At 72.4% G+C, this 19,880-nt stretch carries 18 protein-coding genes; 10 read left to right on the top strand and 8 right to left on the bottom strand.

The features are described 5' to 3' along the window. The first annotated feature begins 80 nt into the window (after positions 1-80). Complete coding sequence (locus ACF07V_RS24645) at positions 81-1,310, top strand: MFS transporter (protein WP_392157627.1); 1,230 nt, start codon at positions 81-83, stop codon at positions 1,308-1,310. Here the strand turns inward: ACF07V_RS24645 and glgX are convergent. Continuing rightward, positions 1,279-3,399 (bottom strand): glycogen debranching protein GlgX, encoded by a 2,121-nt coding sequence (gene glgX, locus ACF07V_RS24640; protein ID WP_392157192.1) that lies wholly within the window; start codon positions 3,397-3,399, stop codon positions 1,279-1,281. The genes ACF07V_RS24645 and glgX overlap by 32 nt on opposite strands. Before the next feature lie 139 nt (positions 3,400-3,538). On the opposite strand from glgX, the gene ACF07V_RS24635 reads away from it, so the two are divergent. The 4 genes from ACF07V_RS24635 (at position 3,539) to ACF07V_RS24620 (ending at position 8,034) form a co-directional block, all read left to right on the top strand. Further along, positions 3,539-4,390: a Tat pathway signal sequence domain protein gene (locus ACF07V_RS24635; protein ID WP_392157190.1), complete on the top strand. Its 852-nt coding sequence runs from the start codon at positions 3,539-3,541 to the stop codon at positions 4,388-4,390. Positions 4,391-4,451: 61 nt separating this feature from the next. Next, a complete protein-coding gene (locus ACF07V_RS24630) occupies positions 4,452-5,777 on the top strand; it encodes a copper amine oxidase (RefSeq protein WP_392157189.1) in 1,326 nt (441 codons plus the stop codon). A 121-nt stretch (positions 5,778-5,898) separates the two neighbouring features. Continuing rightward, on the top strand, positions 5,899-7,221 hold the full coding sequence (locus tag ACF07V_RS24625) for an SAV2148 family HEPN domain-containing protein (protein ID WP_392157187.1): 1,323 nt from the start codon (positions 5,899-5,901) through the stop codon (positions 7,219-7,221). An 87-nt stretch (positions 7,222-7,308) separates the two neighbouring features. Further along, complete coding sequence (locus ACF07V_RS24620) at positions 7,309-8,034, top strand: 3'-5' exonuclease (protein ID WP_392157186.1); 726 nt, start codon at positions 7,309-7,311, stop codon at positions 8,032-8,034. Here the strand turns inward: ACF07V_RS24620 and ACF07V_RS24615 are convergent. The 3 genes from ACF07V_RS24615 to ACF07V_RS24605 form a co-directional block, all read right to left on the bottom strand. After that, positions 8,031-9,878, bottom strand: coding sequence for an alpha/beta fold hydrolase (locus ACF07V_RS24615; protein ID WP_392157184.1), 1,848 nt, complete (start codon positions 9,876-9,878; stop codon positions 8,031-8,033). The genes ACF07V_RS24620 and ACF07V_RS24615 overlap by 4 nt on opposite strands. A 311-nt stretch (positions 9,879-10,189) precedes the next feature. Further along, positions 10,190-11,020, bottom strand: coding sequence for an alpha/beta fold hydrolase (locus ACF07V_RS24610; protein WP_392157182.1), 831 nt, complete (start codon positions 11,018-11,020; stop codon positions 10,190-10,192). A 46-nt stretch (positions 11,021-11,066) separates the two neighbouring features. Next, on the bottom strand, positions 11,067-11,924 hold the full coding sequence (locus ACF07V_RS24605; RefSeq protein ID WP_392157180.1) for a phosphotransferase enzyme family protein: 858 nt from the start codon (positions 11,922-11,924) through the stop codon (positions 11,067-11,069). Positions 11,925-12,068: 144 nt separating this feature from the next. Here ACF07V_RS24605 and ACF07V_RS24600 point away from each other — a divergent pair, with 144 nt between their 5' ends. From ACF07V_RS24600 to ACF07V_RS24580, 5 genes are all read left to right on the top strand, one after another. Further along, on the top strand, positions 12,069-13,013 hold the full coding sequence (locus ACF07V_RS24600; protein WP_392157178.1) for a carbohydrate ABC transporter permease: 945 nt from the start codon (positions 12,069-12,071) through the stop codon (positions 13,011-13,013). Next, positions 13,010-13,852, top strand: coding sequence for a carbohydrate ABC transporter permease (locus tag ACF07V_RS24595; RefSeq protein ID WP_392157176.1), 843 nt, complete (start codon positions 13,010-13,012; stop codon positions 13,850-13,852). The genes ACF07V_RS24600 and ACF07V_RS24595 overlap by 4 nt, the downstream gene beginning before the upstream one ends. Next, positions 13,849-15,141: an ABC transporter substrate-binding protein gene (locus ACF07V_RS24590; RefSeq protein WP_392157174.1), complete on the top strand. Its 1,293-nt coding sequence runs from the start codon at positions 13,849-13,851 to the stop codon at positions 15,139-15,141. The genes ACF07V_RS24595 and ACF07V_RS24590 overlap by 4 nt, the downstream gene beginning before the upstream one ends. A 139-nt stretch (positions 15,142-15,280) precedes the next feature. After that, complete coding sequence (locus ACF07V_RS24585; protein ID WP_392157173.1) at positions 15,281-15,835, top strand: DUF1697 domain-containing protein; 555 nt, start codon at positions 15,281-15,283, stop codon at positions 15,833-15,835. A 74-nt stretch (positions 15,836-15,909) separates the two neighbouring features. Continuing rightward, positions 15,910-16,545, top strand: coding sequence for a DsbA family protein (locus ACF07V_RS24580; RefSeq protein WP_392157171.1), 636 nt, complete (start codon positions 15,910-15,912; stop codon positions 16,543-16,545). On the opposite strand, the gene ACF07V_RS24575 is transcribed toward ACF07V_RS24580, so the two are convergent. From ACF07V_RS24575 to ACF07V_RS24560, 4 genes are read right to left on the bottom strand one after another with little or no spacing between them, the layout of a single operon-like run. Continuing rightward, positions 16,542-17,396 (bottom strand): alpha/beta hydrolase family protein, encoded by an 855-nt coding sequence (locus tag ACF07V_RS24575; protein WP_392157169.1) that lies wholly within the window; start codon positions 17,394-17,396, stop codon positions 16,542-16,544. The two genes, ACF07V_RS24580 and ACF07V_RS24575, sit on opposite strands and share 4 nt — an antisense overlap. A 31-nt stretch (positions 17,397-17,427) precedes the next feature. Then, positions 17,428-18,171, bottom strand: a complete 744-nt coding sequence (locus tag ACF07V_RS24570) for a sirohydrochlorin chelatase (protein ID WP_392157168.1) — start codon at positions 18,169-18,171, stop codon at positions 17,428-17,430. 8 nt (positions 18,172-18,179) lie between these two features. Then, a complete protein-coding gene (locus ACF07V_RS24565) occupies positions 18,180-19,073 on the bottom strand; it encodes an ABC transporter permease (protein ID WP_392157167.1) in 894 nt (297 codons plus the stop codon). Then, complete coding sequence (locus tag ACF07V_RS24560; protein ID WP_392157165.1) at positions 19,060-19,854, bottom strand: ABC transporter ATP-binding protein; 795 nt, start codon at positions 19,852-19,854, stop codon at positions 19,060-19,062. The genes ACF07V_RS24565 and ACF07V_RS24560 overlap by 14 nt, the downstream gene beginning before the upstream one ends. Between the last annotated feature and the right edge of the window lie 26 nt (positions 19,855-19,880).

The following is a 19,880-nucleotide window of genomic DNA, read 5'->3' as shown; positions in this document are numbered from 1 at the left end:
GTACCCCGCCGGAGGGCTTCTGTGTCATCGCCCCATGCACCCGTTCGAGTGCATCGCGTTACGTTCGCGTGATGCTCCGGATGTATCGCGACACGCTGTCCCTGCTCGGACCGGCCCTGCCGGTCGTCTCGTTCCTCGGCCGCCTGCCCACCGCCATGTGCCAGCTCGGCAGCCTGCTCCTGGTCGCCGAGACGAGCGGCTCGCTCGCCACCGCCGGGCTCACGGGCGGCGCGCTCGCCGCCGGACAGACCGTCGCCGGGCCCGTCATCGGCCGGCTCGCCGACCGGCACGGCCAGCGCGAGGTCGTCCTCGCGGCCTCCCTCGCCAACGCGGTCGCCGTCACCGCCCTGGTCCTCGCCGCCCTCGCCGACGCCGCCACCGGCCCGCTCATGGCGCTCGGGGCGCTCGCCGGGGCCACCGTCCCGCAGGTCGGGCCGCTCGCCCGGACCCGCTCCGTGGCCCTCGCCCGCCGCTCCGGCGCGGACGACCGGCTCGTCGGCGCGGTCCTCTCCTTCGAGGGCACCCTCGACGAGGTCTCCTTCGTCCTCGGCCCGGCCCTCGTCGGCCTCGCCGCCGCCGTGGCCCACCCGGCCGCCGCGCTGCTCCTGGCGGCGCTGCTGCTCGCCACCTGCGGGACGGCCTTCGCCCTCCACCCGACGGCCCGCGCGACCGCCCCCGAGACCTCGGCGACTTCCACCCGTACGAGTGCCGCCGATCGGACGCGGCTGCCGGGATCCGCGTACGCCCTGCGCGGCACGATGGTCCTCCAGGGCGCCATGTTCGGTGCCTCGCAGGCCGGGATCACCGCCCTCACCGAGGAGCTCGGCGCACCCGCCCAGGCCGGTCTCGTCTACGCGGCCATGGGCGTCATGAGCGCCGCCGTCGGCCTCTCCATGGCCGCCGTGCCCGCCCGGATCGGCCTCACGACCCGCTGGCGCGCCGCGACCGCCGGACTCGTCGTCCTCTCCGTACCGCTGCTGTTCGTCGGCTCCCTGGGCGCCCTGTACGCGGTCGTCGTCATCCTCGGCGCCGCCTACGCCCCGCACCTGATCACCGTCTTCGGCCTCACCGAGCGGAGCGTGCCGGCCGCCCGGCTCGCCGAGTCGATGGCCTTCCTCACCAGCGGGATCGTGGGCGGCCAGGCCCTCGCCCTGGCCCTCTCCGGCCGGCTCGCCGAAGGCCGGGGCGCCCCCGCCGCCTTCGCGGTGGCGGTGGGGGCGGCCGTCGCCTGCGCGGTGCTCTCCTGGTCGGTACGGGTCACGAGCCCCGCACGCGCGCTCAGGCCGGCCGGCGCAGAACGGTCAGGCTGAGCGGCGCGAGCGTCACCCGCTCGCCGCCCGCGAGCTCCGGGCCCGCCTGCGGCGGCATGCCCTCCGGGTCCGAGGTGTCCACGACCATCCGCCAGCAGCGCCCGTGGCTGTCCGGCACCGCGAACTCCAGCTCCTTCGACGAGGCGTTGAACATCAGCAGGAAGGAGTCGTCGGCGATCCGCTCGCCCTGTGTGCCCGGCTCCGAGATCGCGTTGCCGTTGAGGAAGACCGTCAGCGCCTGAGCGTGCGCCGCCTGCCAGTCCCGGGAGGTCATCTCTTCGCCCTCGGGCGTGAACCAGGCGATGTCCGTCAGCTCGTCGTGGGTGCCCTCCACCGGCCGGCCGTGGAAGAAACGGCGGCGCCGGAAGACCGGATGGTCCCGGCGCAGCCGGACCATCGCGCGCGTGAAGCGCAGCAGCGTGGCCTCCGCCTCGCTGTTCTCCTTCGGCCACCGCACCCAGGACACCTCGTTGTCCTGGCAGTACGCGTTGTTGTTGCCGCCCTGGGTCCGCCCGAACTCGTCGCCGTGGCTGAGCATCGGCACGCCCTGCGACAGCATCAGCGTGGCCAGGAAGTTGCGCATCTGGCGGGCGCGCAGCTCCGTGATCCCGACGTCCTCGGTGTCGCCCTCCACCCCGCAGTTCCAGGAGCGGTTGTAGCTCTCGCCGTCCCGGTTGCCCTCGCCGTTCGCCTCGTTGTGCTTGTCGTTGTACGAGACGAGGTCCCGCAGCGTGAAGCCGTCGTGGCAGGTGACGAAGTTGACCGAGGCGAGCGGCCGCCGCCCGTCGTCCTGGTACAGGTCGGAGGAGCCGGTGAGGCGCGAGGCGAACTCGGCGAGCGTGCGCGGCTCGCCCCGCCACAGGTCCCGCACGCAGTCCCGGTACTTGCCGTTCCACTCGGTCCACAGCGGCGGGAAGTTGCCCACCTGGTAGCCGCCCTCGCCCACGTCCCACGGCTCGGCGATCAGCTTCACCTGGCTCACCACCGGGTCCTGCTGCACCAGGTCGAAGAAGGAGGACAGTCGGTCCACCTCGTGGAACTGGCGGGCCAGGGTGGCCGCCAGGTCGAAGCGGAAGCCGTCCACGTGCATCTCGGTCACCCAGTACCGCAGACTGTCCATGATCAGCTGGAGCACGTGCGGGGAGCGCATGAGCAGCGAGTTCCCGGTGCCGGTCGTGTCCATGTAGTACCGGGGGTCGTCCGCGAGCCGGTAGTACGAGGGGTTGTCCAGGCCCCGCATGGAGAGCGTCGGGCCCAGGTGGTTGCCCTCGGCGGTGTGGTTGTAGACCACGTCGAGGATGACCTCGATGCCCGCCTGGTGCAGCGCCCGGACCGCCGACTTGAACTCCAGGACCTGCTGGCCCCGGTCGCCCCAGGACGCGTAGGCGTTGTGCGGGGCGAAGAAGCCGATCGTGTTGTAGCCCCAGTAGTTGGAGAGTCCCGTGTCGACGAGCCGGTGGTCGTTCACGAACTGGTGAACGGGCATCAGTTCGAGCGCGGTGACGCCCAGTTCCTTCAGATGGCCGATGACCGAGGGGTGCGCGAGCCCCGCGTACGTCCCGCGCAGCTCCTCCGGAAGGTCCGGGTGCAGCATCGTCAGGCCCTTCACATGGGCCTCGTAGATCACCGTGTGGTGGTACTCGGTGCGCGGCCGCCGGTCGTCGCCCCAGTCGAAGTACGGGTTCACGACCACCGAGGTCATCGTGTGCGGGCCCGAGTCGAGGTCGTTGCGCGCGTCGGGCCGCCCGAACGGGTAGCCGTACACCGCCTCGCCCCACTTCACCCGCCCCGACACCGCGCGCGCGTACGGGTCGAGCAGCAGCTTCGCCGCGTTGCAGCGCAGCCCGCGCTCCGGCGCGTACGGGCCGTGCACCCGGAACCCGTACCGCTGACCGGGCATCACACCCGGCAGATAGGCGTGCCGCACGAACGCGTCGGTCTCGCGCAGCTCCACCGCCGTCTCCGAGCCGTCGTCGTGCAGCAGACACAGCTCGATCCTGTGGGCGGCCTCCGAGAAGACCGCGAAGTTGGTTCCCGCTCCGTCATAGGTGGCGCCCAGGGGGTACGCCTGTCCCGGCCAGACCTGCATGGATATGGATTCTTCCTCTTCTGTCCGGGTTTTGTAGGTGTTCTTCGGCCAGATCCTGCCCGAAAGAAGGGCAACCACCTAGGACTTCGCCCCGTCCTACCGGGTGACCGCAGACCTAGAGGGGGAAAGAGGGGGAAGTGTGTACGAAATAGTGCGCCGCCACTTGGGGAAGGTGGTGGCCGGAGCGGCCATGGCGGTGACGGGAACCGCCGTCGCGGTCGCGATCAGCCTGCCGGGCCAGGCGGGAGCGAACGGGGCCGCCGGAACCGGGGGAGCCACCGGCGTCGCCGGAGCGGCCGGTACGCCGGCGGAGGGCGGCACGGGCAGTGCCTCCCAGCAGGGGGAGACGGGCGCGCAGGCCACGGGCACCGCGCCGCGGCCCGCCACCGTGGTCCCGGCCGCGGCCGAGGGGAAGAAGGGCGTCGGCAGCGACCCGCTCACCGACGACGAACTGGCACGGGCCGAGGCCCTGGCGCTGACCCCGCCCGCCGCCACCGCCCAGCAGGACGTCAACGGCGGCCGCGGCCCGCAGCGCCTCGGCACCCGGCTCGCCGACCCCGTCCCGGGCGACCCGTCGCGCCGCGCCGAGGTCCGCCTCTACGACTACGCGCGCGACGAACTCGTCACGAAGACCGTCAACCTCGACAGCGGCAAGGTCGAGAAGTCCGGCGCGCAGCGCGGGGTCCAGCCCTCCGCCCACCCCGAGGAACTGCGCGAGGCCCTGGAGCTGATCCTCGCGAGCCCGCTCGGCAAGGGCGTCAAGGAGGACTACAAGGACGCCACCGGCAAGGAGCTCACCTCCACCGGACAGCTGTGGTTCAACGGCGACGTCTACCGCACCTACCGCGAGACCAACGTGCCCGCGCAGCTCGCCCGTTGCGGGGAGCACCGGTGCGTCCGGCTCGTCACCAAGGTCCTCAACGGGGCCTGGATCGACACCCGGAACCTGATCGTCGACCTCTCCGCGAGGACCGTCACCCGCGTCGGCTGACCACCGCCGCCCCGGACCTCGCCTCCACGGCTCCACGACACGTACGAGGGAGTACGTCCCCATGCCCCACCGCACCATTCCGCGCACCCGCAAGAGGGGCGCCGTCCTGACCGCCGCCGTGCTGCTCGGCACCGCCACGGCCGCCGCCGGACCGGTGGCCGGCGCCACCGCCGCGACCGCCCCGCCCGGCTCGACGAGGCCCGCGCCCGCCGCGCCCGACTGCTCCGCCGCCTACCGCATCACGCAGAAGCTCGACGGCGGCACCACCTGGCGCATGTGCTGGCGCTACGACACCGACGCCGGGCTGACGCTCGACCACGTCACCTACCAGCCGCCCGGCGCCACCGCGCCCATCAAGGTCCTCAACAGCGCCCGGCTCGCCCAGATCCACGTGCCGTACGACGACGGCGGCGCCGAGTACGACGACCTCACCGGCGCCGGCTTCGGCTGGGGCCTGCAGAACCTCAAGCCCGCCGAGTGCCCCGGCGGCACCCTCACCACCGTCAAGGTGGCCGAGGTCGGCGACGTCAAGGGCCTGTGCACCACCACGCGGGCGCGCGGACACGCGTACCGCATGGCCAGCGACAGCGGCTCCAAGGTCTACCAGGCACAGGCCAAGGACCTGCTCGTCTACACCGTCAACAAGGTCGGCTGGTACGAGTACATCACCGAGTGGCGCTTCACCGCCGACGGCACCATCGGTGCCAACGTCGGGGCCACCGGCAGCCTCTCGCCCGTCGACTACAACGCCACCGACGGCCGCGGCTGGCCCCTCGGCAAGGGCGCCCGCGGCTATGCCACCAGCCACGCCCACAACGTCTTCTGGAAGCTCGACTTCGGTCTCGACGGCTCCACCAAGGACCGGATCGAGCAGTTCGACTCCACCGTCACCGCGCCCGCCGCCGGCGGCGGCGGACCCACCGTGAAGACGAAGAAGACCGTCGTCACCAAGGAACTCGCCGGCGACGCCAAGAACATGCGCTGGTGGCGGGTGGTCAGCGGCACCGGCAAGAACGCCGACGGCCACGCCCGTTCGTACGAGATCGTGCCCGGACACACCGACACGCACGCGGGCCGCGGCTTCACCAAGCACGACGTGTACTTCACCCAGGCCCGCGCCTGCGAGAAGTTCGCGAGCAACAACATCGGCGCCTGCGCGGCGGGCACCGGCGACAGCGTCGACAAGTGGGTCAACGGCGAGACGCTGACTCAGCCGTCCGTGTGGGTCAACATCGGGTTCCACCACATCGCCCGGGACGAGGACCAGCAGCCGATGCCGGTCCACTGGCAGGGCTTCCAGCTCGCGCCCAGGGACGTAACCGCTATGAATCCGCTCACTCCGGCCGATCTCGCCTCCCAGAACGGGCAGCCCGATCTGGGGAGTTGAGGAAGCAGCCTGACGATCCTGCTGCACCGCCTCCCGCTCGCGGAGTACCCTTCCTTGATCGTTGTCACATGGTCATCCTGTCCGCCGGAACGGGTGTCCGGGAGCAGAAGGCGGTGCGCGGGTGAGCTCGGGAGGTCTGGAGCTGCCCCCAGGTGACGCGGGTCACGAGGGGGGTCCGGCCGACCCCGCAGAGGCGCCGCCCGGAGCGGTCGCGCCACCGGGCGCGGCCGTACCGCCGGGTGTGGTCCTGCCGCCGGGCGCGGTCGTGCCGCCCGGCACGGTCACCGTCGGACGGCCGGTGGAGATCGGGGCGGAGCTCGACTGGGGCGCCGAGGCCTGGAGCGAGGTCCGCACCCGGGCCCAGCGCGCCGGCCGCGCCTACATCTGGCTGAACCTCGTCGAGCAGCGGCTGCGGGCCGTGGTCGCCGCCGTCCTGCGGCCCGTGTACGAACCCGTGCACGGCGAGGAGTGGGTGGTGGCCGCGGCCGGGCCCGCCGGCCAGGAATGGGTCCAGCGGGCGGTCGCCGTCCGCGAGGTGTCCCGGCGTAAGGGCTACCTCCTCGACCCGGCCGACGACAACGTGCTGAGCTTCCTCACGCTGCCCCAGCTGCGCGAGCTGATGGTGCAGCACTGGCCCTGCTTCGAGCCCTACTTCGACGACCGGCGCGAGGTCGAACTCGCCCTGGACGAGCTGGAGGTCACGCGCAACGTGGTCTCCCGCAACCGGGCGCTGTCGCTGACCGTCCTCGCCCAGTCCGAGCGGGCGTCCGCCCGCATCCTGGAGATCCTCGGCGGCGGTGCCGGGGTCCCGTCCGCCGACCGGCTGCCCGTCGACGCGGTCGAGGACCTCGTCGGCGACCGGTACGCGGACGTCGTCTCCGTCCACCCCGACCGGGTCCGGCTCCAGCGGCAGCTGCCCGCCGAGGACCTCTTCGGCGGGGCCCGCCGTCTCGACGCCACCGGCATAGGCCTCAATCTGCTCGTGCAGAACTTCTCCGGCCGCCGCATGGTCCGGCTCGCCGAGTCCGGCTGCCGGACCCGGCTCCTCTTCCTCAACCCGGCGAGCAGTGCCGTCAAGCGCCGCGAGCGCGAACTCGGCCTGAAGAAGGGCGAGCTGAGCCGCTCGGTCGAGATGAACATCCTGCACATGCGCCGGGTCCGCTCGAAACTGCGCGACCCGGGCGCCTTCCAGATCCACGTCTTCGACGAGACCCCCCGCTTCACCGCCTACCTCGTCGACGGCGACGGACCGGACGGGGTCGGTGTCGTCCAGTCCTATCTGCGCCGCGCCCGGGGCATGGAGGCCCCGGTCCTCGTCCTGCGCGGCGGCGGACGGAACGTCGTCCGTCACGGGCAGTCGGCCCGTGACGGAGATCACGGACTTTTCGAGACATACCGGGAGGAGTTCGAGTCGGTCTGGCTCGACTCCCGGCCCGTCTCCTGACTCCTCGACGGGGGGACCCGGAGGCGTTGTCAGTGGTGCGTGCGAGGGTGGTCAGCACCACGGGGGAGATCACGTAAGGAGGACCCGATGGCTTGGCACGGCGACACGCTGGTCGGCTTCGACCTGGAGACGACCGGCACGGAACCGCTGGAGGCCCGTATCGTCACGGCCTCGATCGTCGAGGTCGACGGCGGCGGACAGGTCGGGCAGCGGCGGGACTGGCTCGCCGACCCGGGCATCCGCATCCCGGAGCAGGCCTCCGCGATCCACGGCATCAGCACCGAGCGCGCGGCGGCCGAGGGCCGGCCGGTGCGCGAGGTCGCCGACGAGATCGCCGAGACCCTGACCGGCTACTGGAGGCAGGGCGTCCCGGTCGTCGCGTACAACGCCTCCTTCGACCTCACGCTCCTCGCCGCCGAGCTGCGCCGCCACGGCCTCCCCTCCCTGGAGGAGCGGCTCGGCGGGACCGCCATCGGACCGGTCGTCGACCCGTACACCATCGACCGGGCCGTCGACCGCTACCGGCGCGGCAAGCGGACCCTGGAAGCGGTCTGCGGGGAGTACGGCGTGGTCCTCGAAGCCGCCCACCAGGCCGCCGCCGACGCGCTCGCCGCCGTCCGGGTCGCCGTCGCGATAGCCGAGCGGCACCCCCAGGTCGCCGCCCTGGCCCCGGCCGAGCTGCACGAGCGGCAGATCGGCTGGTACCGGACCTGGGCCGAGAACTTCCAGGACTTCCTGCGCCGCAAGGGCGACGCGGAGGCGGTCGTCGACTCCACGTGGCCCCTGCGGCCGGCCGTCGCGGTGGCGGGTTAGCCCAGCGGCAGCGACAGGTGGGCGGCCGCGCCGTCGCCCGAGGTGATCGTGGTGGTGCTGCTGTCGGCGCCGGCGTCGGTGAGGGCGTCGGAGTAGAGCGCGTCCTTGCTGTCGACCACCAGCATGAGGCGGTGGCCCGCGGCCAGGTCGTAGCCCGCGGCCTGGAGCTTCCAGATCGCGGTGCGGTTCTCGCCGGGCGTCAGGCCGGTGAGGGTGAGGGGCTCGTGGGTGATGATGCGGGCCGTGTCGTCCGCGCCGACGTCGAAGAGGTAGGCCACGAGCGTCGTCGAGGCGGCGCTGCTGCGGACGGTGAGGGTGAGCTCGGGGACGCCCCGGACGCGGCGGGCGACACCGCTCGTGGTGGCGTCGAGCGGGCCGGTGGCCCAGACGGCGAGGTGCTGCCGGTCGAACTTGTCCGTGGCGTAGGTCTTCGGGTTGCCCTTCCACTCGGCCTGGCCGGTGGCGATGATCGCGTCGACCGCGGTGGCCTCCGTGAGCCGGCCCGCGGTGAACTCCCGCTTCCAGCCGGTCTCCGCCTCCGTGGCGAGGCCCCCGTCACGGCTGTCGGAGCCGACGGAGGTCAGATACCAGCGCTCGGTGGAGGTGGTGACGTCCTTCCAGGAGGACTTGGGTTCGCGGACGGCCGGCTCGGTGATGACGTTCTTTCCGGTCTCCGGATCGGTCCGGGTCTGGTAGGTGAACATGATCTGGCTGTTGAGCGCGGGCCAGTCGGACACGCCGTTGTCGGCGCCGAGGACATGGTGGTCGAGCCAGGCGAAGGCCTCCTCGACGGGAAGGTTCGGCCCGCTGAACGGGATGGAGAGACCGGCACCCTCGGGTGCGGCGTGGTCGCCGATCCACAGGTTCAGACGCTTGGGCACGGTGAGCCGCTCGAAGTGCTCGACGACCTGGCTGACCGGGAACAGCGTCTCGTGCCAGGTGTTGGAGAAGAACGTGGGGATGCCCCGGGCGTTGGTCTCGGCGAGGTACGCGGCCGGCGAGCGTTCCATGAGCCAGGCGACCACGTCCTCCTTGTTCTCTCCGGCCTTGAAGTCGGCCAGGAGCTGCCGGGTGGCCGGGTCGAACTTCCGCTCCTCGGGGCCGCCCGTGAAGTTGACCAGAGCGTCCACGGCGGCCAGGTGCCGGGTGTCGTTGTCGTAGAGGCTCGTGGCCAGGTGGCACCAGGTGGAGAGGGCGACGACCGCGTCGACGCGACCGGCCGGGTCGTGCGCCGCGACGAGCTGGCTGATGCCGGAGCCGTACGACTCGCCGAGGAAGGCGATCCTGCTCGGGTTGAAGTGCTCCTGCGCGTAGTCGATGACGGTGGAGCCGTCGGCCCAGTCGTTCGGCCCGCCGACGTCGATCGTGCCGCCGGAGGTGAAGGGACCGTCGGCGTAGCCGCCGCCGAGCAACGGGTACGTCTTCCCGATGCCGCGCGGGGTGTACGCGAGGACGTGGTAACCGCGCAGCGCCAACCGGAGGTACGTGTACGCGAAGATGGACCAGCCGAACGGCGTCCAGCCGGCCGGCACGATCACGACCGGGCGGGGCTCGTCGCCGTTGAGCCTGATCGTGTGCGCCGACAGCTTCACACCGTCGTGCGCGGTGATCCTCGGCAGGCCGATGGTCGCCCTCGCCCGTACCTGTTCCGTCAGCTCCTGGAGCTCGGGCGTGAGCAGGGGCCGTTCCGCCGTGCCGTCCAGCGTGGCGATCAGGGCCTGGGCCAGGTTGACCGCTGCCGGGTCGAGCTCGGTGGCGGAGGCGTAGATGCCCTGGTCGGCGATCCGTGCCACCTGGGCCGCGGTGACCGCGCCGATCTCGTTGTCGTCCTGCGGGTTGCTCACGAAGCCGTCCTCTCGCTGGGGCCGGCCGACGGGGCGGCCGGCTCACGCCGGGGTCCTTGGGAGTCCCCGCCGGTTCCCCGGCCTTGCGGCGCGCGGGGAGCGGGGACGGCGGCATCGTTCCAGCTCAGAAGGCATGGCTGTGCGGAAAATGGACACCGCTCCCGGCTCCCGGCGACGGCTCCGGACTCACTCTCCAGGCGCGTTTGAACTCAGCCACCACCGCGCCCTGTCCACGGAAACGATCACCTTCCGTCGACCGCTCGACGGAAGCGGTCAGCCGAGGTCAGCGACGATCGACCGGAACCGGTCCTTCAGGAGTTCTCCTTGAGGAAGGAGAGCAGCAGTTCGCTGACCTTCTCCGGCCGGTCCAGCTGGAGCCAGTGCCCCGCCTCCTCGACCCGCTCGTACCGCCAGCCGCCCGACACGTACTCCTCCGTCCCGGACATCGAGCGCTCGGTGAGGAACCGGTCGCCGGTCGACCACACGCCCATCACCGGTACGGACTCCGGCAGCGGCACCGCGGGTGCCCCGGCGCCGAACTGGACCTCCGCCGGGATGCCCGCGCGGTAGATGTCCAGCGCGGCCGTCAGCGCGCCCGGCGCGCGCAGGGGCTCGATCACGGCCTCCGCGTCCGGATGCTCGCCCAGCATGTCCCGCAGGTTCGCGAAGTCGTCCCGCGCCAGCCAGTCCTCGGCGAGCCCGGCCAGCTGGAACAGCAGCATGTACCAGGACCGCTGCTTCTGCTCCCAGCCCGCGGACCGGATCGAGGCCAGATGCCCCACGGACAAGATGCTCAGGCTCCGCACCCGGTCCGGGAAGAACTGCGTCAGGCCCTGGGCGATGCCCGAACCCCAGTCGTGGCCCACCAGATGGACCCGGTCGAGGTCGAGGTGCGCCAGCAGCTCGATCAGATCGCCGACGTGCTTGCCCGGGTGGTACGCCTCCGGGCCGCCCTCGGGCCGGTCCGAGGCGCCGAAGCCCCGCAGCGTGGGCGCGACGGTCATGAAACCGGCCGCGTTCAGCGCCGCGACCTGATGCCGCCACAGGTGATGGCTGTCGGGGAAGCCGTGTACGAGCAGCACGGCCGGTCCCTCCCCGCTCACCTCGACGTCGAGGGTCACCTCGGACAGCTCCACACGCATCTCAACACCCCGTTCGTCACCGGCCTGTTCGATGGGAAACATGATGTCAGAAGGGGTACCAGCGCACCTCGGGGTCGCCGTCCCGCAGCGAGGCCACCCGCCGCTCGAACTCGGCGAGCGCCTTCGGGTTCGACGGCGCGTGCTGCGCCACCCACGCGCAGCTCGCGGTCTCCCGCGCCCCGCGCAGCACCGCGCACCCCTCCCACTCCCGGACGTCCCAGCCGTACGCCTCGGTGAAGGCGTCGTACGCCGCCGGGTCCAGGCCGTACCGGTCCCGGGAGAGGGCGAGGACCACCAGGTCGTGCTCGCGCAGGTCCGAGGAGAAGGTCTCCAGGTCCACCAGGACCGGGCCGTCCGGGCCGACGTGGACGTTCCGGGGGAGGGCGTCCCCGTGGATCGGGCCCGGGGTCAGGTGCGGGGTGAGCGCGGCCGCCGCCGGGGCGAAGGAGTCGCGCCGCTCCCGCAGGAACGCCGCGTCCGCCGGGTCGATCGCGTCCCCCGCGAGCCGCAGCCACCGCTCGACCCCGCCGAGCAGCTCACGGCGCGGGAGCGTGAACCCGGTCGGTTCGGGCAGGGCGTGGACGGCCCGCAGCAGCGGGGCGAGATCACGGGGCTCCGTGGGGCGCACCGCCTCCGGCAGCCGGTGCCAGACGGTCACCGGAAGCCCGTCCACAAGGCGCGGTTTCTCCTCGGCTGCCCGGACCGCCGGGACCCCGGCGGCTTCCAGCCAGGAGGCCAGCGCGAGTTCCCGCTCGGCCCGCTCGCACAGCTCCGCGTCCCGGCCGACCTTCACCACCAGGTCGCCCAGGGCGAAGACCGCGTTCTCGCCCAGGGCGAGCAGCCGCGCACCCGCGACCGGCAGCCCCGCCCCGGCCAGGATCTCCCGTGCCCGCTCCTCGTCCATCGACCTCTCCCTTACCCGTGTGTTTGCGCCAAAGTCTCCCATCCGCGCAGCTCACCGCGCCCGTCGCCTTGACGGGCCGACGCGCCGTCAGCACCATGGCGGGATTCCGGACGGCGGCAGCGGCGGTGTGGACGGGGGCGGATCGTGAGCGCAGTGACCGCGACCAAGCGGCCCGGCCGAACACGCACACCACGCTCCGCCCCGGGGACCCGACCGCGCGGCCCCGACCTCGGCGCCTGGTTCCTCGTGCTCCCGGCACTCCTGCCGATCCTCGTCCTCAGCGTCGGCCCGCTCCTCTACGGCATCGCGCTCGCCTTCACCGACGCCCAGTCCGGCCGCACCCGGGCCACCCGGTGGATCGGCACCCTCAACTTCCAGGACCTGCTCCACGACACCCTCTTCTGGGACTCGTTCCGCATCGGCGCGGTCTGGGCCGTGGGCGTCACGACCCCGCAGTTCCTGCTCGCCCTCGGCCTCGCCCTCCTGCTCAACCAGAACCTCCGCTTCCGCCGGCTGGCGCGCGCCCTCGCCATCGTCCCCTGGGCCATGCCGGAGGTCGTCGTCGGCATCATGTGGCGGCTCGTCTACAACCCCGACGCCGGCATCCTCAACGAGACCCTCCGGAACCTGGGCCTCGGCGAGGGCCACGACTGGCTCTCCGGGCTCGCCACCGCCCTCCCCGCCGTCATCGTCGTCGGTGTCTGGGCCGGCATGCCGCAGACCACCGTCGCCCTGCTCGCCGGACTCCAGAACACCCCGGGCGAACTCCACGAGGCGGCCGCCCTCGACGGCGCCGGCGCCTGGCGCCGCTTCCGCGCCGTCACCTGGCCCGCGCTCCGGCCGGTGGCCCTCGCCATCACCGCCCTCAACCTCATCTGGAACTTCAACTCCTTCGCCCTGGTCTATGTCCTGACCAACGGCGGACCGGGCGGCCGGACCCGGCTCCCCATGCTCTTCGCCTACGAAGAGGCCTTCCGCTACGGGCAGTTCGGCTACGCCGCCGCGATGGGCTGCGTGATGGTCGCGGCCGTCTCGGTGCTCATCGCGCTCTCCCTCGTACGCCGTCTGAAAGGGGACCAGGACCGGTGAGCGCCCTCCGGACGAGCGGGCCCGCGCGAGCGGGCCAGTACCTGGCCCTCCTCGCCTACCTGGTCTTCCTCGCCTTCCCCTTCCTCTGGCTGGTCTCCACCGCGTTCAAGCCCGCCCCCGAGCTGGCCTCGCTGCACCCCACCTGGATCCCGAAGGACCCCACCCTCGACAACTTCCGGCAGGCCTTCGACGAGCAACCCCTGCTCAGGGCCGCCGCGAACAGCCTGCTCGCCGCGGTCTGCGCCGCCGTGATCGCGGTGGCCGTCGCGACCCCGCTCGCCTACGCGACGGCCCGCCACCGCGGCCGGCTCGCCGGGGCCGCCACCGGCTGGGTGGTGATCAGCCAGGCGTTCCCCTTCGTGCTCGTGATCATCCCGCTCTTCCTCGTCCTCAAGAACCTGCACCTGATCAACAGCGTCGCCGGGCTCGTCCTGGTGTACGTGGTGTGGTCGCTGCCCTTCGCCCTCTGGATGCTCATGGGGTACGTCAGGGCCGTGCCGGCCGAGCTGGAGGAGGCCGCGGCCGTCGACGGCGCCGGCCGGATCCGTACCCTCGTCTCGGTCACCGCGCCCCTGCTCGTGCCGGGGGTCGTCGCCACCGCGCTCTTCGCCTTCGTCACCGCCTGGAACGAGTTCTTCTTCGCGCTGGTCCTGCTCAAGAGCCCCGAGAAGCAGACCCTTCCCGTCGTCCTCACCCACTTCCTCGGCGCCGAGGGCGTCGCCGACCTCGGCCCGCTCGCCGCCGCGGCCTTCCTCGCCACCCTGCCGTCCCTCCTCGTCTTCGGCCTCCTCCAGAGACGGATCGCGGGCGGGATGCTCGCCGGGGCGGTGAAGTCATGAGACGGGTCCTCGCCCTCGCCGCCGCCCTCGCCCTGCTCCTCACCGGCTGCGCCGCCGCGGACGACGGCCCCGACGACGGGGTCGTACGCCTGCGCTTCCAGTCCCTCGCCTGGCAGAAGGAGTCCGTCGACGCCAACCGGCAGCTGGTGAAGGAGTGGAACGCCGCCCACCCCGGCATCCAGGTCGAGTACGTCCAGGGCAGCTGGGACTCCGTCCACGACCAGCTCCTCACCTCCTTCGAGGGCGGCGAGGCGCCCGACATCATCCACGACGCCTCCGACGACCTGGCCGACTTCGCCTACGGCGGCCACCTCGCCGACCTGAGGCCGCTGCTCCCCGAGCGGCTGCGCGCCGACATCCCCGCCCGCAGCTGGGAGACCACCACCTTCGGCGAGGGCGTCTACGGCGTGCCCTTCCTCCAGGAACCGCGCGTCCTCGTCGCCAACCGGAAGATCCTGGAGTCCTCCGGCGTCCGCGTCCCCACCCCGGAGAAGCCCTGGAGCTGGACCGAGTTCCGGCAGATCGCCCAGGACCTCACCCGGACCATGGGACCCGGCCGGTACGCGGTCGCCTGGCCCCTCAGGGAACCCGTCTCCGTCAGCCTCAACCTCGGGGTCTCGGCCGGCGGCCGGCTCTTCCGGCGGGACCCGGACGGCCGGGTGACCCTCGACTTCACCGAGGCCGACGGCATCGTCCCCGGCACCGTCCACGACCAGGTCGTCACCGACCGGACCGCCCCGCGCACCACGCTCGGCAGCGGCGGCTCGGACACCCTGCCCGGCCTCTTCGCCGGCAAGTACGCCATGGTCCCCCTGGGGTTCGCCTACCGGCAGCAGATCGCGCAGCAGGCGCCCAAGGGCTTCGAGTGGACCGTGCTGCCGGCGCCCGCCGGCGACGAAGGGCTCGCCCAGGGCGTCTCCCCGCAGACCCTGTCGATCGCCGAGGACAGCCCCCACAAGAAGGAGGCGGCCGCGTTCCTCGACTTCTTCCTGCGCCCGGCGAACATGGTGCGGCTCGCGCGCGGCGACTGGATGCTGCCGACCGGCACGGCCGCCCTCGCCGACCCCTCCCTGCACACCGCGCGGGACGGCTGGGCGACCGGGGCGGCGGTGGCCGGACACCTGCGGCCCGCGCCCGCGCAGTCGGTGCGCGGCTACCCGGAGTGGAAGGACAAGGTGGCGACCCCGGCCTTCCAGGAGTACTACAGCAGTGCCATCGACGGTGCCGAACTGCGCAGGCGCCTGGTCGAGGACGGCAACCGGGTCCTCGCCCGCTATCAGCGCAGATGACGGATTCATGATTACGAAACCTTGTTGAACAAGTCACAGATGAGTGAAGGGTCTTCTCCGGAACCCCTCCATCCGACAGTGTTCGAACCGGCAACCGTGCCGCCCCCCACGCGGCACGGTCGCCGACTAGATTGAGCCCATGGCGAAGACCTACGCGGCCCTGCTCCGCGGCATCAATGTCAGCGGGCACCGCAAGGTCCCCATGGCGGAACTCCGGGAGCTCCTCGAAGGACTCGGGCACACGGACGTCCGCACCTACCTGCAGAGCGGCAACGCCGTCTTCACCACCGACTCCGGTGCCGGCGAGGACGCGCTCAGAGGCGCCCTCGAAGACGCGATCGAGGAGCGTTTCGGCTTCCGCGTCGACTGTCTCGTCCGTGACGCCGACTACCTCGCCGCCGTCGCCGACGCCTGCCCCTTCCCGGCCGCCGACCTGGAGGGCAAGCAGCTCCACGCCATCTACTACTCGGAGGACGCCGACCCCGAGCGCTTCGCCTCGATCGACCGGGAGGCCCACCTCCCCGAGGACTTCGCCCTCGGCGACCGCGTGCTCTACCTCTACGCCCCCGAAGGCCTCGGAAAGTCCAAGCTCGGCGAAGCGGTCTCCCGCCCGTCCGTGGTGAAGGGCCTCGTCGCCACCGGCCGGAACTGGAACACCGTGGTCAAGCTCGTCGAGATGACACGGGAGAGCTGACCCGGAAGTGGCCCAGTCGAGAGGGCGGGGAATGGCCCGTGGCCGCGGGCCAACTCCCCACTAGATTCGACGGTATGACGAGCACCGAGCACACCACGACCGCCCCCCGCCCCACCGTCGACTTCTACTTCGACCCCGCCTGCCCCTTCGCCTGGATCACCTCCCGCTGGATCCTGGAGGTCGAGCGCCACCGGGACATCGACCTCCGCTTCAAGGTCATGAGCCTGTACTTCCACAACGAGGGCAACACCCTGCCCGACTGGTACCGCGAGCTCGTCGACGCCTCCATCGGCCCGGTCCGGGTGGCGGCCGCCGCCGCCGAGCAGCACGGCGAGGAGATCCTGCGCCCGCTCTACACCGCGTACGGCACCCGCATCCACGAGAAGAAGCAGAAGGACTTCGACGCCGTCGTCACCGAGTCCCTCACCGAGCTCGGACTCCCGCCCGAGCTGGCCGCCGCCGCCCACGACCCGGCCTACGACGCGGCGGTCCGCCGCAGCCACGACGCGGGCAAGGACCCCGAGGCCGAGGGGTACGTCGGCACCCCGACGATCCACGTCGACGGCACCGTCTGGTTCGGCCCGGTCCTGCGGGCGATCCCGCGCGGCGAGAAGGCCGCCGAACTCTTCGACAGCTTCCGGGTCCTCGCCAACCACCCCGACCTCTTCGAGCTCAAGCGCACCCGCACCGGCGGGCTCGACTTCAGCTAGGGGACGAGGTGCGCGCGGAAGAACGCGACGGCGTCCGCCGCCACCTCGCGCCGGGCGCCGGCGCCGTCCGGGTTGTCCCCGAGGAAGTCGTAGTGCCCCGTCGTCGCGCCGACGGACCGCCCGCCGGCGCCCGGGACGGCGTCCAGGTAGCGCAGCGCGTTCGTCTCCGGGGGCGCGATGGTGTCCGCGTCGCCCCACCTGATCTCCACCGGCCGGTCGACGCCCGCCAGACTCGCCCCGGTCACCAGGTCGGCGGCGCCCGGACAGACGAGGAACGCGGCCCGCACCCGCGCGTCCCCCTGTGCCCGGCCCCCGTCCGCGACGGCTCGCGCCAGGGCGTCGGCGGGAACGGCCTCGTGCAGGGCGTCGATCAGGTCCGGGAACTCCGGGATCTCGGGCAGCGGGATCCTCCGGTCCACGACGGCACGCAGCAGATCGGTGTCGAGCGCGGCGCCCACCAGGGCGGCACTCGTGTACCCGCCGGCCGAGAAGCCCGCCGTGCCCACCGGGCCCAACGGCCGCTCGGCGGAGAGTACGTCCAGCGCGAACCGGAGGTCCCGGGGCCGCTCCCAGACGTAGGTGAAGCCCTGCGGGAGGTAGCCGTCCACGAAGTTGTTGCCGTGGTGGTCCACGGCGACCGTCAGGAACCCCGCCTCGGCGAGCGGCTCCGCGAGCCACGCCATCTGCCGGGCCGCCCCACCCGTCCCGTGGGACACGAGCACCACCGGCGGGGCCGCGTCGCGGCGCCCCGGCGGATGCCAGACGTGCATCCGGACGGGCCGCGGCCTGCTCCGGTCCAGATAGTGGGGCCGGCTCTCGTCGTGGAGTTCCCGTATCTCAGGCTCGTACATGACCGGCAGCCTAGGGCGTCGTGCCGAAGGGCTAAGCGGTCCTCGCGACCGGGCGGCGGGCCGCGTGGGCACCGTCGTAGCGCTCCAGGAGCAGCCGGGCCAGTTCGGGGGAGGGGCCCAGGACGTCCGCCAGAACGTCGGCCTCCGCCGCGCCCGCCGCGATGCGGTCCGGGAGACGGCCGGGGGCGATGACGTACGGGGCGACGGCCACCCGGCGGACGCCCGGTTCCGTGCGCAGGGCCCGTACCGCGTCCTCCGTGCGGGGAAGGGATGCGGAGGCGAACGCGGGCCGCACGGAGCACCAACCGGTGCGCCGCAGCTCCCGCGCCGTTTCTGCGATCACCGCGATCGCCTCCGGGTCTGTGGAGCCCGCCGAGGCCAGGACGACCCCGGTGGTGCTCTTGTCGCCGGGCCCGAGCCCGGCCTCGTACAGCCGTCGCTCGACCGCCGCGATCAGCAGCGGCGAGGGGCCGAGGACCTCCGCCTGGCGGATGTTCAGGGACGGCGGGGCCTGCCGCAGCACGGCGGGGATGTCGGCCTTCGCGTGGAAGGCCCGGGTGAGGAGGAGCGGCAGGGCCACGACCTCCCGTACCCCGTCGGCCGCGAGCCGGTCGAGCACTCCCGGCACCGACGGCAGGTTGAAGTCCAGGAACGCCGTCTCCACGCGCAGCCCCGGCCGCAGCGCGCCGGCCCGGCGCACCAGCGCCTGGACGGTCGCCGCGTGCCGCGGATCGCGGCTGCCGTGGGCGATCACGAGGAGGACAGGGCGGTTCATGGTCCGGTTCAGCCCTTCGCGAGCAGGCCGCGGCGGCGGAGCACCGCGCGCTCCAGCGGGCTGAAGATGAGCAGGTCGATGGCGATGCCGACGATCAGGATCAGGATGATCGCCAGGAAGATCCCGGCCATGTCGATGTTGTTGCGCCCGTTCTCCAGGAGCTGGCCGAGGCCGAGGCCCAGGTCCGGCGAGGAGGCGATGATCTCCGCGGCCATCAGCGAACGCCAGGAGAACGCCCAGCCCTGCTTGAGGCCCGCGAGGTAGCCGGGCAGCGCGGCCGGCATCACGATGTACCAGGCGCCCTTGATGCCCGACGCGCCGAGCGTCTGGCCCGCCCGCAGGAAGAGCGGCGGGACCTGGTCGACGCCGGCGACGAGGCCGTTGGCGATCGAGGGGACGGCACCGAGCAGGATCACCGCGTACATCATGCTGTCGTTGAGGCCGAGCCACAGGACGGCCGGTGCGACCCAGGCCACCGAGGGCAGCGACTGGAGCCCCGCGAGGATCGGGCCGATCGCCGCGCGCACGAACTTCACGCGGGAGACGAGCAGGCCCAGCGGGGTGCCGATGGCGAGCGCCAGGAGGAAGCCGAACAGGGCCCGGGAGACGCTGGTCCAGAGGACCTGGAGGAGCGTGCCCTCCAGCCACATCGTGGTCAGGCTGTCCCACACGGCGGACGGCGCGGGCAGCTTGTACTCGTCGGTGACCTTCAGGGACACCAGGAGCTGCCACACGACCAGGACGAGCACGACGGCGACGACCGGCGGCAGCACCTTCTTGACCAGCACCTCGCGGACCGGGGTCCGCCGGATCTGCACGGTGTCGAGGGCGTCCAGACCGGCTTCGAGGCCGGCGAGGTCGTCGGTCTTCGGCGACTTCGGGGTGGTGTCAGTGCTGGCCATGACGGCGGATCTCCCCACGCAGGTGCTCGGTGATCTCGAGGGACAGCTCCGCGACGGCGGCGTCCTCGATGCGGCGCGGCTGAGGGATGTCGATGGTCCACTCGTGCGCGATCCGGCCTGGCCGGGACGAGAGGAGGACGACACGCTCGGCCAGCCGCACGGCCTCGCGCACATTGTGGGTGACGAAGAGCACCGACAGCTTCGTCTCCCGCCAGATCCGGGTCAGCTCGTCGTGCAGCACGTCCCGGGTGATGGCGTCGAGCGCGGCGAACGGCTCGTCCATCAGGAGCAGATCGCTGTCCTGGGCGAGCGCGCGGGCCAGCGCGACGCGCTGGCGCATGCCGCCGGACAGCTCGTGGACCCGCTTGTCGTACGAGCCGCCGAGCCGGACGAGGGCCAGGAGCCGCTCGGCCTCCTCGCGCCGCTCGGCCTTGGCCACCCCGCGCAGCCGCAGGGCCAGTTCGATGTTCTTGCCCGCGGTGAGCCACGGGAAGAGGGCGTGCTCCTGGAACATCAGGGCCGGCCGGCCGCCGGGGGTCTCGATGGACCCCGCGGACGGCCGGTCGAGCCCGGCGACCAGGTTGAGCAGCGTGGACTTGCCGCAGCCCGAGGCGCCCAGGAGGGTGACGAACTCGCCGGGGGCGACATCGAGCGAGATGTCGTCGAGGACGAGCTGCCCGCCGGCGGGTCCGCCGAAGGACTTGGAGACATGCTCGATGCGGGCGGCATGGGTCACCGCCGCACGGTCCTCGGCCTTGGCGAGCGTCGCGGTCGTGGCCATGGTCGTCACCTCCTGGGGATCAGCTG

The sequence above is a fragment of the Streptomyces sp. NPDC015661 genome, assembly GCF_043077765.1.
GTDB lineage: Bacteria > Actinomycetota > Actinomycetes > Streptomycetales > Streptomycetaceae > Streptomyces.
The sequence above is the reverse complement of the archived record's forward strand: the minus strand, read 5'-3'. Positions and strand labels throughout refer to the sequence as shown.

Coding starts and splice junctions, on each gene's coding strand:
- ACF07V_RS24575 (WP_392157169.1), bottom strand. CDS start 17,396: ATGTACGAGCCTGAGATACGGGAACTCCACGACGAGAGCCGGCCCCAC.
- ACF07V_RS24570 (WP_392157168.1), bottom strand. CDS start 18,171: ATGAACCGCCCTGTCCTCCTCGTGATCGCCCACGGCAGCCGCGATCCG.
- ACF07V_RS24565 (WP_392157167.1), bottom strand. CDS start 19,073: ATGGCCAGCACTGACACCACCCCGAAGTCGCCGAAGACCGACGACCTC.
- ACF07V_RS24585 (WP_392157173.1), top strand. CDS start 15,281: ATGGCGAAGACCTACGCGGCCCTGCTCCGCGGCATCAATGTCAGCGGG.
- glgX (WP_392157192.1), bottom strand. CDS start 3,399: ATGCAGGTCTGGCCGGGACAGGCGTACCCCCTGGGCGCCACCTATGAC.
- ACF07V_RS24590 (WP_392157174.1), top strand. CDS start 13,849: ATGAGACGGGTCCTCGCCCTCGCCGCCGCCCTCGCCCTGCTCCTCACC.
- ACF07V_RS24610 (WP_392157182.1), bottom strand. CDS start 11,020: ATGCGTGTGGAGCTGTCCGAGGTGACCCTCGACGTCGAGGTGAGCGGG.
- ACF07V_RS24605 (WP_392157180.1), bottom strand. CDS start 11,924: ATGGACGAGGAGCGGGCACGGGAGATCCTGGCCGGGGCGGGGCTGCCG.
- ACF07V_RS24560 (WP_392157165.1), bottom strand. CDS start 19,854: ATGGCCACGACCGCGACGCTCGCCAAGGCCGAGGACCGTGCGGCGGTG.
- ACF07V_RS24620 (WP_392157186.1), top strand. CDS start 7,309: ATGGCTTGGCACGGCGACACGCTGGTCGGCTTCGACCTGGAGACGACC.
- ACF07V_RS24580 (WP_392157171.1), top strand. CDS start 15,910: ATGACGAGCACCGAGCACACCACGACCGCCCCCCGCCCCACCGTCGAC.
- ACF07V_RS24645 (WP_392157627.1), top strand. CDS start 81: ATGTATCGCGACACGCTGTCCCTGCTCGGACCGGCCCTGCCGGTCGTC.
- ACF07V_RS24630 (WP_392157189.1), top strand. CDS start 4,452: ATGCCCCACCGCACCATTCCGCGCACCCGCAAGAGGGGCGCCGTCCTG.